The organism is Sphingobium cupriresistens LL01 (assembly GCF_001046645.1).
Taxonomy (GTDB): domain Bacteria; phylum Pseudomonadota; class Alphaproteobacteria; order Sphingomonadales; family Sphingomonadaceae; genus Sphingobium; species Sphingobium cupriresistens.
Genome location: NZ_KQ130434.1, coordinates 2,355,519 through 2,368,401, shown reverse-complemented (window position 1 = coordinate 2,368,401; position 12,883 = coordinate 2,355,519). Strand labels below are relative to the sequence as shown.

Genomic DNA, 12,883 nt, shown 5'->3' with positions numbered 1-12,883 from the left:
TTCGCACTTGCCCGCCATATCGTGACCATGGCTAAGGCAAAGCGCAAATTCGTCTGTCAGCAATGCGGCGCCGTCGCGGCCCGCTGGCAGGGCCAGTGCGAGGATTGCGGCGAGTGGAACAGCATCGTCGAGGAAGCGGCCGAAACCGTCTTCTCCTCGCGCCACGATCTGCAAAATGGCGGCCGCGCGATCGCGCTGATCGGCCTCGACAGCAAGGTCGAACTGCCGCCGCGCACCAGCACCGGCATCGCGGAGTTCGACCGGGCGCTGGGCGGCGGTATCGTCACGGGCTCCGCGACGCTGATCGGCGGTGATCCGGGCATCGGCAAATCGACCCTGCTGTTGCAGGCAGCGGCGCGGGTCGCCGCGCGCGGTCTATCGGTGGCCTATATCAGCGGCGAGGAAGCGACCGACCAGGTCCGCTTGCGCGCGCAGCGACTGGGCCTGGGCAATGCGCCGGTCATGCTCGCCAGCGCGACATCGGTGCGCGACATCCTGACGACCCTGAGCGAAGGGCCGCCGCCCGCCCTGCTGGTGATCGATTCGATCCAGACCATGCATAGCGACCTGATCGAGGGCGCGCCGGGCACCGTCAGCCAGGTCCGCGCCTCGTCGCAGGAACTGATCAAATTCGCCAAGCAACGCGGCACCGCGCTGATCCTGGTTGGCCATGTGACCAAGGATGGCAGCATCGCCGGCCCGCGCGTACTGGAACATATGGTCGACACCGTGCTGGCGTTCGAAGGGGAGCGCAGTCACCAATATCGCATCCTGCGCGCGATCAAGAACCGCTTCGGCGGCACGGACGAGATTGGCGTCTTCGCCATGGTGGCCGAGGGGCTGGAGGAAGTCGCCAACCCCTCGGCCCTGTTCCTGACCCAGCGCGACGAGACGGTGACGGGCGCGACCGTCTTTCCCGCGCTGGAAGGGACGCGGCCGGTGCTGGTCGAAATCCAGGCGCTGGTCGTGCGCCTGTCGAGCGGCGCCACGCCCCGGCGTGCGGTGGTCGGCTGGGACAGCGGGCGGCTGGCCATGGTGCTGGCCGTGCTGGAGGCGCGCTGCGGCCTCAGCTTCTCGACCTGCGAAGTCTATCTGAACGTCGCGGGCGGCTATCGCCTGTCCGATCCCGCCGCGGACTTGGCCGTCGCCGCCGCTCTGGTGTCGGCTTTGTCAGAAAAGCCGTTGCCCTCCGACGTGGTCCTGTTCGGTGAAATCGCGCTGTCGAGCGAGATTCGTGCCGTTGCCCATGCCCCGCTGCGCCTGCGCGAAGCCGCCAAGCTCGGCTTCAACCGCGCCTTCATCCCCGCCGCCGCGGCGGACGGAGTGAAGGGAATCGCGGTCAGCGGTTTTCGCACCCTCGCGCAGCTTGTTGACCAGATGCTGGGACGCGGATAGCCACAGGCGCAATGAACGCCATCGACATATCCGTCCTGCTCGCCATCGGCGGTTGCGCCGTGCTCGGCCTCATGCGTGGTTTCGTGCTCGAAACCCTCTCGCTCATCGCCTGGGTGCTGGCGATCTTCTGCATCCGCCTGTTCCATGCCTCGGTCGCCGAAGTGCTGACCCCTTTCGTCGGCACCGCCAGCGGCGCGGCGATCCTGGCGCTGGTGCTGGTGTTTGGCGTGACCTTCGGCGCGGGCAAGCTGATCGCCCACGCCATCGGCCGCCGCACCCGACAATCGGTGCTGGGGCCGGTCGACCGGGTGCTCGGCGCGGGCTTCGGCGCGGTGAAGGGCCTGATCGGCGCAACCCTGCTCTTCCTCGCCTTCAGTCTGGTCTACGACACATTCTACGGCAGCGGCGCGCGCCGCCCCGACTGGCTATCGGACGCCCGCACCTATCCGCTGCTCAACGCCAGCGGTCAGGCGATCAGCGAGTTTCTGGCGGAACAGCGCGCGAAAAAGCCGGCGGCGGAAAACCAGTAACCTCCGTTCGGTTATAGCCACCCCTTCTCTCGATAGGCGGCAGCCGTCGCCTGTAACCCATCCTGCGTCTTCACTTGCGGCAACCATAGCCGCTTGGGCGGCTGCTTGCGCTTGGCGACGACCCAGTCGGGATGGCAGAAATAATCGACCCGATCCGGCGTCAGCTTGGCCTTTTTACCGCGCACCATCCGGTCGGTCCGCGCCGCGATGTTCAGCAGCCATCCCGGCGTGGCGAAGGTCCGCACCGTCCGCCCTACAGCCTGGCCGATCGCGGCCCCGAAATCCTGATGATCCCAGCCGCCCGGCGTGCCGTCATCCACCTCATAAGTGCGCGTCAGGCTGTTCTCGCGCTCCTGCGTCAACGCCAGCAACAGCGCCGCCAGATCGCGCACATGGATCACCGACAAGCGCCCGCCCGGCGGCAGCAGCATGATGCCGCGCTTGGCCATGCGGAAAAGCTCCAGCATTTCCTTGTCGCCCGGCCCGTAAATCGCTGGCGGGCGGACGATCGTCCAATCCAGCCCGCTCGCCTTCACATGCTTCTCGGCCAGTTCCTTGGACCATCCATAGTCGGACAGGCCCGGCTCGCGCGCCGCCAGCGATGACACATGGATCAGCCTCTTGATCCCGCGTTTCCGCATCGCATCGACCACCGCCATCGTGCCGCGCGCATTGCCCGCCTCAAAACCCTCGCGGTCGGGCGCGTTCACCACGCCTGCGATATGGATCACCGCATCGGCGTCGCGCACCAGCGCATCGAGCGCGGCGGCATCGTCCAGCGACCCATGCACCCATTTCAGCTTCGCGCGCGGCGGCTGCGCCCGGCGGGTCAGCGCATTGACGCGCAGTCCGTCCGCCAACGCCTGCTCCAAAGTCTCGGCGCCGACGAACCCCGTCGCGCCCGTCATGGCGATCCGCATCTGCTGCATGTCTCTCAGACCATCGCCATATGGTCGCGATGGACCAGCACCGATCGCGGCATTTCACCCAGCAGCGCAGCGATATCCTCGCTGCGCTTGCCCGCGATCTTCACGGCGGCCTCGCTGTCATATTCGATCAGCCCGCGCGCGATCACCCGGCCGTCCTGCGCGACGATGTCGACCACGTCGCCGCGATCGAATACGCCTTCGACACTGGCGACGCCAGCGGGCAGCAGGCTGTTGCCCTTGTCCAACGCCTTTTCCGCGCCTGCATCGACGATGATCCGCCCGCGCGTGGTCAAACGACCGGCCAGCCAGCCCTTGCGCGCGCCTTTTCCTTGGGCGGCCAGGAAGATCGACCCTTTGCCGCCACCTGCCCAATGCGACAGCGGCGCGTCGACCTTGCCCGAAATGATCGCCAGATGCGCGCCCGCGCCGGTCGCGATCCGCGCCGCCTGGATTTTCGACACCATGCCGCCCGACCCCATGCCGGACGCCGACCCGTCGTCGGCCATCGCAGCGATCCGCGCGTCGATCGTCTCTATCGTCTCTATCAGCATGGCGCTGGCATCGGCGTGCGGGTTGGCGGTGTAAAGCCCATCAACATCGGAAAGCAGCACAACCGCGTCAGCCCGTGCCGCCTGTCCGATGCGCGCCGCCAGCCGGTCATTGTCGCCGAAGCGGATTTCGGCCGTCGCCACGCTGTCATTCTCATTGACCACCGGCACGACATTGAGCGCCATCAGCCGTTCCAGCGTGGCTGATGCATTCAGGTATCGGCGGCGATTTTCCAGGTCGTCCAGCGTCACCAGCATTTGGGCTGCGGTGATGCCCTTTTCGTCGAGCAGGCTGGCCCAGCATTGCGAGAGGGCGATCTGCCCCGTCGCCGCCGCGGCCTGCGCATCCTCCAACGACCCGCGCCCGCCCTTGGGCAGCTTCAGCCGCCGCGCGCCCAGCGCGATCGCGCCCGACGACACGATGATGACCTGCTGCCCCGCCGCGCGACGCACCGCGACATCGGCGACCAGCGTGCGCAGCCAGTCCACCCGCACCGCGCCCGCCGGATCGACGAGTAGCGCGGAGCCGATCTTGACGACCAGGCGGCGGACGAGGGCAGGGGGGAAACCGGAGAAGGCGTTCATGGCGGTCTAAAACAACATCCGTTCGGTTCGAGCTTGTCGAGAACCCTCGCGCATGGTTCTCGACAGGCTCGAACCAAAGGGAGGTAGGGCTATGGCGCCGTCAGATCGGCGACCATGTCCCGTCGCCCTCGTCCGCGCCCTCGCTTTCCGCGTCGCGCGCATCCTCGTCCATTACCAGCAGCACCGCGTCGAGCAGCGCGCCCACGCCCTCGCCGGTCGCGCCGGAGATGATGAACACGTCCTCGACGCCCGCCTCGTCACGCAGTTGGCCGGCAATATCCTCCATCAGCTCCTGCCCCAGCAGGTCGCCCTTGTTGAGCACGACGATCTGCGGCTTCTCGTCCAGCCCCTCGCCATAAGCGGCCAATTCCTCGGTGACGATATGAAAGGCCTCGATCGGATCGTCGGTGGTCGCGTCGATCAGGTGCAGCAGCACGCGGCACCGCTCGATATGCCCCAGGAAGCGATCGCCGATGCCCACGCCCTCGGCTGCGCCGGCGATCAGGCCGGGAATATCCGCCAGCACGAACTCGCGGTCGCGGTGCAACACCACGCCCAGTTGCGGCTTGGTGGTGGTGAAAGCATAGGCGCCGACCTTCGCCTTGGTGTTGGTCACCTGATTGATGAGCGTAGACTTGCCCGCATTCGGCATCCCCACCAGCCCGACATCGGCCAGCAGCTTCAGCCGCAGCCACACCCACATTTCCTGCCCCGGCCAGCCCGTGCCATGCTGGCGCGGCGCGCGATTGGTGCTGGTCTTGTAGGACATGTTGCCCCGGCCGCCGTCGCCGCCACGCAGGAAGGTGACGCGCTGCCCGACCTCGGTGAAGTCGGCCAGGACGTCCTGGTCCTCATAGTCGCAATTGCCGTCCTCGTCCTCGCTGCCTTCGATCGGCTTGGGGTCGGACAATATCTGGGTGCCGACCGGCACCTTGATGATCAGATCCTTGCCGCCTGCGCCATAGCGGTTCTTGCCCATGCCGGGCGTGCCGCGCTGCGCCTTGAAATGCTGGGTATAGCGGAAGTCGATCAGGGTATTGAGGCCCTGCACCGCTTCGAAGATGATGTCGCCGCCCTTGCCGCCATTGCCGCCGTCGGGACCGCCATATTCCTCATATTTTTCGCGGCGAAAACTGACCGCGCCGGGGCCGCCCCAGCCGGATTTGATATAGATTTTGGCTTGATCGAGAAAATGCATGGGCGGCCCATAACCGCAAAAGGGGAAAAGTTAAACCTTGGCCTGCGCCGCTATGGCAGCAGCCTCCTGCATCAGCGCGAAAGTCAGGCTGCGCGTGGCGATTTCGCGCGCTTTTTCGCGCGGCAGGGCAAGCGCGGCGGCCATCGCGCCGCCCAGCTGCGAATCGCCCAGCGCCAGCAGCACCAGCATCAGCGTATTGTCCCGGATCAGTTCGGCCAGATGCGGGGTCAGCGCGCTCGCCGCCAGCTTGTCGACCAGCCGGTGGATCGCCTCCACCACCGGGTCCAGCGCATCCTCATTTCCTGACGCCAGCATCCAGCTCGCCAGCGCGCCTGCGCCTTCCCGATCGAACGCATCGAAGGTCATGTCGACGATCGTGCGCGGGCTGACCTCGCCGCGCCGCGCCGCGTCCACCGCCTCGCCGATCTTGGCGGTGATCGTGTCGGCCAGATGCGCCGCCAGCGCCTTCTGCAATCCCGCCGCCGATCCGAAATGGTGCAGCAGATTGGCGTGCGTCCGTCCGACCCGCCCCGCCACGGCCTTCAGCGTCACCGCCTGCGGACCCGCCTCGATCAGCAGGTCGCGGGCCGCCTCCACGGCGATGAGGCGGCTTTCATCCGGGCTGAGGCGCGCGCGTTTTATTGACATGATTGTAAGCAACTCTTATTTACATCAATGTAAGTAACGACCGGAGACATCCCCATGACCCCGACCGACCTCACCATCACGCCGCGCGACCGCCGTTTCGGGCGAGACCGTGCAACAGCGCGACATTGGCTGAACGGCGACCCGATCGCCACGGCTTTCTTCAATGCGCTGTCGATCACCTTCCCGCGCGGCGAAGCCTTTTTCATCGAAAGCGTCCGCGCTTTCCGCGACGGCGCGCCGGACCGGCTGGCGGGCGAGATCGCCGCCTTCACCAAGCAGGAAGTCGTCCACAGCCGCGAACATATCGCCTTCAACCGGCAGGTGACCGACCATGGCTATGACGTATCCCGCCTCGACGCCGATGTGACGATGGTGCTGGACTTGGCCAAACAGCGCCCGCCGATCGCCAGCCTGGCCGCGACCATGGCGCTGGAGCATTTCACCGCCATCCTCGCCCATGAACTGCTTCGCGACCCGCGCCATCTCGACGGCGCCGACCCGGAGAGCGCGGCGCTGTGGCGCTGGCACGCGATCGAGGAGATCGAGCATAAGGGCGTGGCGCACGACACCTGGGTCCATGCCACGCGCGACTGGAGCCGCGTCAAACGCTGGTGGGTCAAGACGGCGATGATGCTGGTCGTGACCAGGCATTTCCTCCACCACCGCGCTCGCGGGATGATGGACCTGTTGCGGCAGGACGGCATTACCGGGCGACGCGCTTGGGGCGGGCTGCTGCGCTATGCGCTGGTGCGGCCCGGTATCGTGCGCCGGGTCGTGCGGCCGTGGCTGGGCTATTTCCTGCCCGGCTTCCATCCGTGGGCGATCGACGACCGCGCGCTCATCGCTCTCGCCGACAGCCCCTACGCCAATGCGCAGCCGGACGGCGCATTGCCTTCGACCGCTTGACCGGATGCGGGCAGGGGGCTCTTATCGGCGCATGACCGATGCCCCCGCACTCGAAGCCACCCGCCTGATCCTCCGCCCCCACAGGGTCGAGGATTATGACGCCTGCCGCGCGCTCTGGGCCGACCCGGCCGTCGTGCGCCACATTGGCGGCGTCCCGCTCGACAGCCAGGCGGTCTGGTTCCGCATCCTGCGCTATGCCGGCATGTGGTCGCTGCTCGGCTATGGCATGTGGGTGATCGAGGAGCGCGACAGCGGCGCTTTCCTGGGTGAAGCCGGACTGCTCAGCGCGCAGCGGGGTCTTGCCGAACTGGAGGGCGTGCCGGAAGCCGGCTGGGTGCTCGGTCCGCAAGCCTGGGGCAGGGGGATCGCCACCGAAGCGATGCAGGCGATACTGAATTGGAGCGACGCCTATCTCGAAGCGCCATCGCTCCGCTGCATCATCGATCCGTGCAATATAGCCTCGATCAAGGTCGCCGAGAAACTGGGTTTCCAGATGCTGACCGACACCGAACTGGGCGGGAAGCCGACGCGGGTGTTCGATCGACCGAAAGCGCCTCCCCTGTAAAGGGAGGCGCCCAATCAGGCCGCCATCGGCACGACCGCATCGCGATACAGGTCTATCGCCGGGTCGTTGCTCTGCCGTCCGGCATCGCCTTCCTCGAACAACAGACAATCGACCAGAGCGTCGCGGCCCAGGCTGTAGCGTTGCGCGGTCCGTCCGCTGAAGCGGAAGCCCAACTTGCGCAGGACGTTGCCCGACGCGCGATTGTCGGCGAAATGACCGGCGCGGATGTCGCGTACGCCATTGGCCCGCGCCATGCCCAGCACGGCGCGCGCGGCCTCGGTCGCGAAGCCCAGGCCCCAATAGGGACGGGCGATCCAATAGCCGAGTTCGGGTGCGCCATCCTCGTCCAGATGGACGCCGCAGCCGCCGACCATGCGCGGCGCGCCCTGGGTGCGGGTGAAGGCCAGCAGGCGGGGCAGGTGCGGATGCTGCGGCAGGGCCAGAAACGCCTGCGCATCGTCCAGTCCATAGGGGCTGGGCGCGCGCGACAGGTTGCGCAGGATCGCCGGGTCGTTGATCGTCTGGGCCAGCGTGGCGGCATCTTCCATCCAGCCCGGACGCAGGAGCAGGCGGGGGGTACGGGCAAACATTCTCGTCTCTCCTCTTGTCTGCGCCCTTAGCCGCCAATCATGACGACTTCGCGACGCGCGGTTCTGGATGAATCCCCGCCCGCAAGACGCGCGAGAAGACGTGGAGTTCCAGAGGCTTGGAGGGAAATCGGAAGAGAAATGCACCCTTGTCTGTCAGCATCGTTCCGGCAAGGAACGGGCAACGGAAAAGGGGCGCTCCCATGAAAGGAGCGCCCCTTGTTTCCCTCGAAAACCGGCAGTTGCTGTCAAAGCCCTACCGGAAGGATCGCCCCTATTGCGGGGGACGATCCGTCATCGATCGTCCGTTATTCGGCCGCCTGGGCCAGTGCATCGACCGACACATATTTGCGGCCGAGCTTGCCGGTGTGGAATACCACGCGGCCTTCGTTCAGCGCGAACAGCGTGTGGTCCTTGCCGATGCCGACATTGCGGCCCGGATAGACGCGCGTGCCGCGCTGGCGAATGATGATGTTGCCGCCGATCACTTCCTGACCGCCGAACTTCTTCACGCCAAGGCGCTTCGACTCAGAATCGCGACCGTTGCGCGACGAACCGCCAGCTTTTTTATGTGCCATTGTCTAAACTCCTGGAATATCTGGCCGGAAGCGATCAGGCTTCGGCAGCAGCCGGCGCTGCGTCTTGGGTCTTGGCGGCGGCCTTGTCGGCCTTCTTGCTTTCGCCGCCGATCGACAGGATGCGCAGGATCGTGTGATTCTGGCGATGGCCGTTCTTGCGGCGATAATTGTGACGGCGACGCTTCTTGAAGACGATGACCTTCTCGCCCTTCGCCTGCGCGATGATTTCCGCCGCAACGGTCAACTTGGCTACGTCCTTCAGGTCGCCGCCTTCGCCGGCCAGCAGGACATCGCCCAGCGTCACCTGGTCGCCGGCTTCGCCAGCCATCTTTTCAACGACGATCTTGTCTCCGGCGGCGACGCGATACTGCTTGCCGCCTGTGCGCACGATAGCGAACATGGCTTGTCTCTTCTCGTTCAAATCTGCTTTACGCAGCTCACCAAAGACATGACGCCTTAGCCGACCCGCGCGGGAATGTGGCCCGTTAGTGGAATGACTCGCACCTGTCAACCGATGGCGGCGCAGGATGGGGGTGGTTTTACCGCGTCACCAGGCCTATCTTGGCGGCGAACAAGGGATAGCGACTATATATGCGGCACGCCATGGGGCAGGGATGGAATGGGAAGGTCGCGATCCTGCGCCTGCCTGTCCTGATCGCCTTGTGGACGCTGATTCTGGTGACTTTATTGTCCGCGCTGGCGCCGCTGGGGCCACCGCTCAGCCGCGCCACGGGATCGGCTTTCAATCCCGCCACCACTGACGTCGTGCTCAAGGCGCGCGCCCAGGCCGCCGCGCAGTTAGTCGCTGCGCCGCGCCCCGATGGCGACGGCGCGCCGCCCCTGATTCTCGCTCTCGCCCTCGCGATCATCCTGCTGGCCGGCCTTCACGTTAGGCGGATCGCTTCCGCCGCTCGTCCTTCCCAAAATCCCCGTTCCTTCGCCCCGGCGCGCACCCGTCGCGCCCGTGCGCCGCCTGCCGCTTCCTGACGATTCGCGTCTTCGCCCGCACCTTGCGGGCATTCGTCGGAAGAAGGAGCATCCCATGGCTCGCAGGAAAGCACGGCGCACCCGTCGCCGCCCGCCCTGGTGGTTCATGCCCGCCGTCATGTCCGGTCTGGCCGTCGCCGCCGCAGGTCTGTCCGCGGTGATGATGACCGTCCTAGAATAATCATGTTAGACTGTACGACGGCGCGGCCCATAGCGCGCCGTCGGCAGCCGCATATCGAAAGCCACCCATGCCCCATCACACGCCCCTGATCGGCACTATCGTCGCCGGTCTCGTCGTCGCCTTCATCATGGGCGCTATCGCCCATCGCCTCAAACTCTCGCCGCTGGTCGGCTACCTCGTCGCCGGCATCATGGTCGGCCCCTTCACCCCCGGCTTCGTCGCCGATGCGGGCCTCGCCAACGAACTGGCCGAAATCGGCGTCATCCTGCTGATGTTCGGCGTCGGCCTGCATTTTTCGCTCAAGGATCTTCTTTCGGTCAAGAATATCGCGGTGCCCGGCGCGCTGGTGCAGATCGCGGTGGCGACCCTGCTCGGCATGGGCCTCTCTCACCTCATGGGCTGGCCGCTGATGGGCGGGATCGTCTTTGGCCTTGCGCTCTCGGTCGCCAGCACCGTCGTCCTGCTGCGCGCCCTCCAGGGCGGCGACCTGGTCGAAACGCGGCGCGGCCGCGTCGCGGTCGGCTGGCTGATCGTGGAGGATCTGGTGATGGTCCTGGCGCTCGTCCTGCTGCCCGCGCTCGCCAACGTCATCAACAGCGCCGACGCGGGCGGGGGCGCGGGGGCATTGATCGCGCCGCTGGTCGGCACCCTGCTCAAGGTCGCGGGCTTCGTCGCGCTGATGCTGGTGGTGGGCCGCCGCGTCATCCCCTGGGCGCTGCACTGGGTCGTCCACACCGGATCGCGCGAACTGTTCCGCCTCGCGGTCCTGGCGATCGCGCTGGGCGTGGCGTTCGGCGCGGCCTATGCGTTCGACGTGTCGTTCGCGCTGGGCGCCTTCTTCGCCGGCATGATCCTGGGCGAAACGCCCCTGAGCCGCCGCGCGACGGAGGAAACGCTCCCCCTGCGCGACGCCTTCGCCGTGCTGTTCTTCGTGTCGGTGGGCATGTTGTTCAATCCCGCCGTCCTGTGGGAACAGCCGCTGCCGCTGCTGGCCACCGTCGCGATCATCGTCGTGGGCAAATCGATCGCCGCCTATGCCATCGTCCGCCTGTTCCGCTATCCCAACGACACAGCGCTCACCATCGCGGTCAGCCTGGCGCAGATCGGCGAATTTTCCTTCATCCTCGCCTCGCTCGGCACCGGGCTTGGCGTCCTCCCGGCCGACGCGCGCGACCTGATCCTGGCCGGCGCGATCGTGTCGATCTTCCTCAATCCCATCCTCTTCTCGCTGGTCGTGCGCGACCGCAAGCAGGAGGAGGTGGACGATGAAGCCGCACGGGTCGCTGCGGCCCGGCCCGCGGTCGGCCATATCATACTCATCGGCTATGGCCGTGTGGGCAAGCTGATCGCGCTTGGCCTCACCCGGCGCGACATCCCCTTCATCGTGATAGAGGATGACCCGGAGAAGGCGGATGAGGCGCAGGAGGCCGGCCTGTCCGTTGTGCGCGGCAATGCGCTGGAGGACCGCCATCTCAACGCCGCCGGCGTGACCAAGGCGCGCCGCCTGCTGATCGCGGTGCCCGAAGGCTTTGAGGGCGGGGCGATCCACGAACATGCCCGCCACCTCAATCCTGATCTGGATGTCGTCGCCCGCGCGCACAGCGATGCGGAGGTCGACTATCTTCAGGGGCTGGGCGTCCCCCATGTCGTGATGGGCGAACGTGAACTGGCCAACCGGATGCTGGCGCTGTGCGGCGCGGCCTAATCCAGTGAAGCCAGGAACCGCGCCGCCTGCGCCCGCGTGGCGGCGCGGACCTGCTCGTCCATCCGCGCCCAGTTGCGGTATGGCATGGCGAGCCGGACATTGCGTCCCAGCGCACTCTCGTTACGCGCCAGGAAATCCCAGTAGAGCGCATTGAACGGACAGGCATCTTCGCCAATCCGCTGCTTCACGTCATAGCGGCATGTGCCGCAATAATCCGACATCCTGTTGATATACGCGCCGCCCGCCGCATAGGGCTTCGATCCCAGCAGGCCGCCGTCGGCAAACTGGCTCATGCCGATCGTATTGGGCAGCTCGACCCATTCATAGGCGTCGGCATAGACTTCCAGATACCAGACATGCACCTGATGCGGGTCGATCCCCGCCAGCAGCGCGAAATTGCCGGTGATCATCAGCCGCTGGATATGATGGGCATAGGCATGGTCGATCGTCTGTCCGATCGCCTGTGCCATGCAGTGCATGTCCGTCTCGCCGGTCCAGTAGAAGCCGGGCAGGGGCCGTGTGGCGCCCAGCGCGTTGCGCCGCGCATAGTCCGGTCCCTCATGCCAATAGACGCCGCGCACATATTCGCGCCAGCCGATGATCTGGCGGATGAATCCCTCGGCGCAATTGAGCGGCGCCTTGCCCGCCCGATAGCGCGCTTCGACCGCGCGGCACAGCGCCAGCGGATCGAGCAATCCGGCATTGATATAGGGCGACAGGATCGCGTGCCACAGGAACGGCTCATCGGTCAGCATCGCGTCCTGATAGTCGCCAAAATGCGGCAGCGCCTCATCCAGGAAGCGCCGCTGTTGCCGCATCGCGTCCTCATGCGTCACCGCGAAATGGAAATGGTCCAGGCTGCCGATATGATCGGCGAAGCGATCCGCGACGATTCCCAGCACATCGCGCGTGATCGCATCGGGACGAAAGCGGATCGGCTGCGGCATCAGCAGGTCGCGCTGCGGCGGGGGCTTGCGATTGTCCGCGTCATAATTCCATTCGCCGCCTTCGGGCTTCCCTTCCGCCGTCATCAGCAGGCCAGTCTTGCGCCGCATGTCGCGATAGAAATATTCCATCCGCAACCGGGTGCGCGCCGCCGCCCATGTGTCGAACGCGCCATGGGAACAGAGGAAGCGATCATCCTCATGCACCGTGACCGGCAGGCCAAAGCGGAGCGCCCAGCCGTCGAGCATCGCCTGCACCCGCCATTCCCCGGCCTCGGTGACATGGATGGCGACTGGTTTGTGGCGTTCAACGGCCCGTGCGACTTCGCCGGTGAAGCTGCCGCTATTGGCGGTATCGTCTAGCTTTACATAATCAACCGTCCATCCCAACGCCCGCAACCGATCGGCATGATGCCGCATGGCGGACAGGATGAAGGCGATCTTGGCCTTGTGATGGCGGACATAGGTGGTTTCGTCCGCCACCTCCATCATCAGCACGACGCTGCGCGCCTTGTCCGCATCCCGTAGCGCGGCGATGTCGGGGGCGAGCTGGTCGCCCAATATGGGAATAAGAACAGGGCCGTCAGTCATGCCCAT

Annotated in this window: 15 protein-coding genes; 7 read left to right on the top strand and 8 right to left on the bottom strand. The window is 66.1% G+C overall.

The window, feature by feature from the left end; genetic code table 11:
- Positions 1–27 precede the first annotated feature (27 nt).
- A complete protein-coding gene (gene radA / locus V473_RS11425) occupies positions 28–1,395 on the top strand; it encodes a DNA repair protein RadA (RefSeq protein WP_066605553.1) in 1,368 nt (455 codons plus the stop codon).
- Positions 1,396–1,406: 11 nt separating this feature from the next.
- Positions 1,407–1,925: a CvpA family protein gene (locus V473_RS11420; RefSeq protein ID WP_066604042.1), complete on the top strand. Its 519-nt coding sequence runs from the start codon at positions 1,407–1,409 to the stop codon at positions 1,923–1,925.
- An 11-nt stretch (positions 1,926–1,936) separates the two neighbouring features.
- Here V473_RS11420 and V473_RS11415 read toward each other — a convergent pair whose 3' ends face one another.
- The 4 genes from V473_RS11415 to V473_RS11400 form a co-directional block, all read right to left on the bottom strand.
- Positions 1,937–2,833, bottom strand: a complete 897-nt coding sequence (locus V473_RS11415) for an NAD-dependent epimerase/dehydratase family protein (protein WP_066605551.1) — start codon at positions 2,831–2,833, stop codon at positions 1,937–1,939.
- 26 nt (positions 2,834–2,859) lie between these two features.
- Positions 2,860–3,987 carry a glutamate 5-kinase gene (gene proB / locus V473_RS11410; RefSeq protein ID WP_066604040.1) on the bottom strand — a complete coding sequence of 376 codons (1,128 nt, stop codon included), beginning with the start codon at positions 3,985–3,987 and terminating at the stop codon, positions 2,860–2,862.
- A 100-nt stretch (positions 3,988–4,087) separates the two neighbouring features.
- Positions 4,088–5,185, bottom strand: a complete 1,098-nt coding sequence (obgE, locus tag V473_RS11405; protein ID WP_066604038.1) for a GTPase ObgE — start codon at positions 5,183–5,185, stop codon at positions 4,088–4,090.
- Between the two features lie 30 nt (positions 5,186–5,215).
- On the bottom strand, positions 5,216–5,833 hold the full coding sequence (locus tag V473_RS11400) for a TetR/AcrR family transcriptional regulator (protein ID WP_066604035.1): 618 nt from the start codon (positions 5,831–5,833) through the stop codon (positions 5,216–5,218).
- A gap of 54 nt (positions 5,834–5,887) precedes the next feature.
- On the opposite strand from V473_RS11400, the gene V473_RS11395 reads away from it, so the two are divergent.
- Together V473_RS11395 and V473_RS11390 are read left to right on the top strand one after the other, a co-directional pair.
- Entirely contained in the window at positions 5,888–6,739 is an 852-nt protein-coding gene (locus tag V473_RS11395) for a metal-dependent hydrolase (RefSeq protein ID WP_066604032.1), read from the top strand.
- A gap of 31 nt (positions 6,740–6,770) precedes the next feature.
- Positions 6,771–7,304: a GNAT family N-acetyltransferase gene (locus tag V473_RS11390; protein ID WP_066604029.1), complete on the top strand. Its 534-nt coding sequence runs from the start codon at positions 6,771–6,773 to the stop codon at positions 7,302–7,304.
- 14 nt (positions 7,305–7,318) lie between these two features.
- Here the strand turns inward: V473_RS11390 and V473_RS11385 are convergent, their stop codons facing one another.
- The 3 genes from V473_RS11385 to rplU all read right to left on the bottom strand — a co-directional run bounded on the left by V473_RS11385 (position 7,319) and on the right by rplU (position 8,869).
- Positions 7,319–7,894: a GNAT family N-acetyltransferase gene (locus V473_RS11385; RefSeq protein WP_066604016.1), complete on the bottom strand. Its 576-nt coding sequence runs from the start codon at positions 7,892–7,894 to the stop codon at positions 7,319–7,321.
- A 305-nt stretch (positions 7,895–8,199) separates the two neighbouring features.
- The gene (gene rpmA / locus V473_RS11380) at positions 8,200–8,469 is read right to left on the bottom strand and encodes a 50S ribosomal protein L27 (protein WP_066604014.1); all 270 of its coding nucleotides are present in this window, start codon (positions 8,467–8,469) and stop codon (positions 8,200–8,202) included.
- A 34-nt stretch (positions 8,470–8,503) separates the two neighbouring features.
- Positions 8,504–8,869, bottom strand: a complete 366-nt coding sequence (rplU, locus tag V473_RS11375) for a 50S ribosomal protein L21 (RefSeq protein ID WP_066604011.1) — start codon at positions 8,867–8,869, stop codon at positions 8,504–8,506.
- A 191-nt stretch (positions 8,870–9,060) separates the two neighbouring features.
- Here rplU and V473_RS11370 point away from each other — a divergent pair, with 191 nt between their 5' ends.
- From V473_RS11370 to ybaL, 3 genes are all read left to right on the top strand, one after another.
- A complete protein-coding gene (locus tag V473_RS11370) occupies positions 9,061–9,456 on the top strand; it encodes a hypothetical protein (protein WP_066604008.1) in 396 nt (131 codons plus the stop codon).
- Between the two features lie 55 nt (positions 9,457–9,511).
- Entirely contained in the window at positions 9,512–9,637 is a 126-nt protein-coding gene (locus V473_RS24555) for a hypothetical protein (RefSeq protein WP_269076436.1), read from the top strand.
- Between the two features lie 67 nt (positions 9,638–9,704).
- Entirely contained in the window at positions 9,705–11,342 is a 1,638-nt protein-coding gene (ybaL, locus tag V473_RS11365; RefSeq protein ID WP_066604006.1) for a YbaL family putative K(+) efflux transporter, read from the top strand.
- Here ybaL and V473_RS11360 read toward each other — a convergent pair.
- A complete protein-coding gene (locus V473_RS11360; protein WP_066605549.1) occupies positions 11,339–12,877 on the bottom strand; it encodes a cryptochrome/photolyase family protein in 1,539 nt (512 codons plus the stop codon). The genes ybaL and V473_RS11360 overlap by 4 nt on opposite strands.
- Positions 12,878–12,883 lie beyond the last annotated feature (6 nt).

Excerpts from the sequence above, each read along its gene's own strand:
- radA (WP_066605553.1), top strand. The coding sequence starts at position 28 with ATGGCTAAGGCAAAGCGCAAATTCGTCTGTCAGCAATGCGGCGCCGTC.
- V473_RS11420 (WP_066604042.1), top strand. The coding sequence starts at position 1,407 with ATGAACGCCATCGACATATCCGTCCTGCTCGCCATCGGCGGTTGCGCC.
- V473_RS11415 (WP_066605551.1), bottom strand. The coding sequence starts at position 2,833 with ATGACGGGCGCGACGGGGTTCGTCGGCGCCGAGACTTTGGAGCAGGCG.
- proB (WP_066604040.1), bottom strand. The coding sequence starts at position 3,987 with ATGAACGCCTTCTCCGGTTTCCCCCCTGCCCTCGTCCGCCGCCTGGTC.
- obgE (WP_066604038.1), bottom strand. The coding sequence starts at position 5,185 with ATGCATTTTCTCGATCAAGCCAAAATCTATATCAAATCCGGCTGGGGC.
- V473_RS11400 (WP_066604035.1), bottom strand. The coding sequence starts at position 5,833 with ATGTCAATAAAACGCGCGCGCCTCAGCCCGGATGAAAGCCGCCTCATC.
- V473_RS11395 (WP_066604032.1), top strand. The coding sequence starts at position 5,888 with ATGACCCCGACCGACCTCACCATCACGCCGCGCGACCGCCGTTTCGGG.
- V473_RS11390 (WP_066604029.1), top strand. The coding sequence starts at position 6,771 with ATGACCGATGCCCCCGCACTCGAAGCCACCCGCCTGATCCTCCGCCCC.
- V473_RS11385 (WP_066604016.1), bottom strand. The coding sequence starts at position 7,894 with ATGTTTGCCCGTACCCCCCGCCTGCTCCTGCGTCCGGGCTGGATGGAA.
- rpmA (WP_066604014.1), bottom strand. The coding sequence starts at position 8,469 with ATGGCACATAAAAAAGCTGGCGGTTCGTCGCGCAACGGTCGCGATTCT.
- rplU (WP_066604011.1), bottom strand. The coding sequence starts at position 8,869 with ATGTTCGCTATCGTGCGCACAGGCGGCAAGCAGTATCGCGTCGCCGCC.
- V473_RS11370 (WP_066604008.1), top strand. The coding sequence starts at position 9,061 with ATGCGGCACGCCATGGGGCAGGGATGGAATGGGAAGGTCGCGATCCTG.
- V473_RS24555 (WP_269076436.1), top strand. The coding sequence starts at position 9,512 with ATGGCTCGCAGGAAAGCACGGCGCACCCGTCGCCGCCCGCCCTGGTGG.
- ybaL (WP_066604006.1), top strand. The coding sequence starts at position 9,705 with ATGCCCCATCACACGCCCCTGATCGGCACTATCGTCGCCGGTCTCGTC.
- V473_RS11360 (WP_066605549.1), bottom strand. The coding sequence starts at position 12,877 with ATGACTGACGGCCCTGTTCTTATTCCCATATTGGGCGACCAGCTCGCC.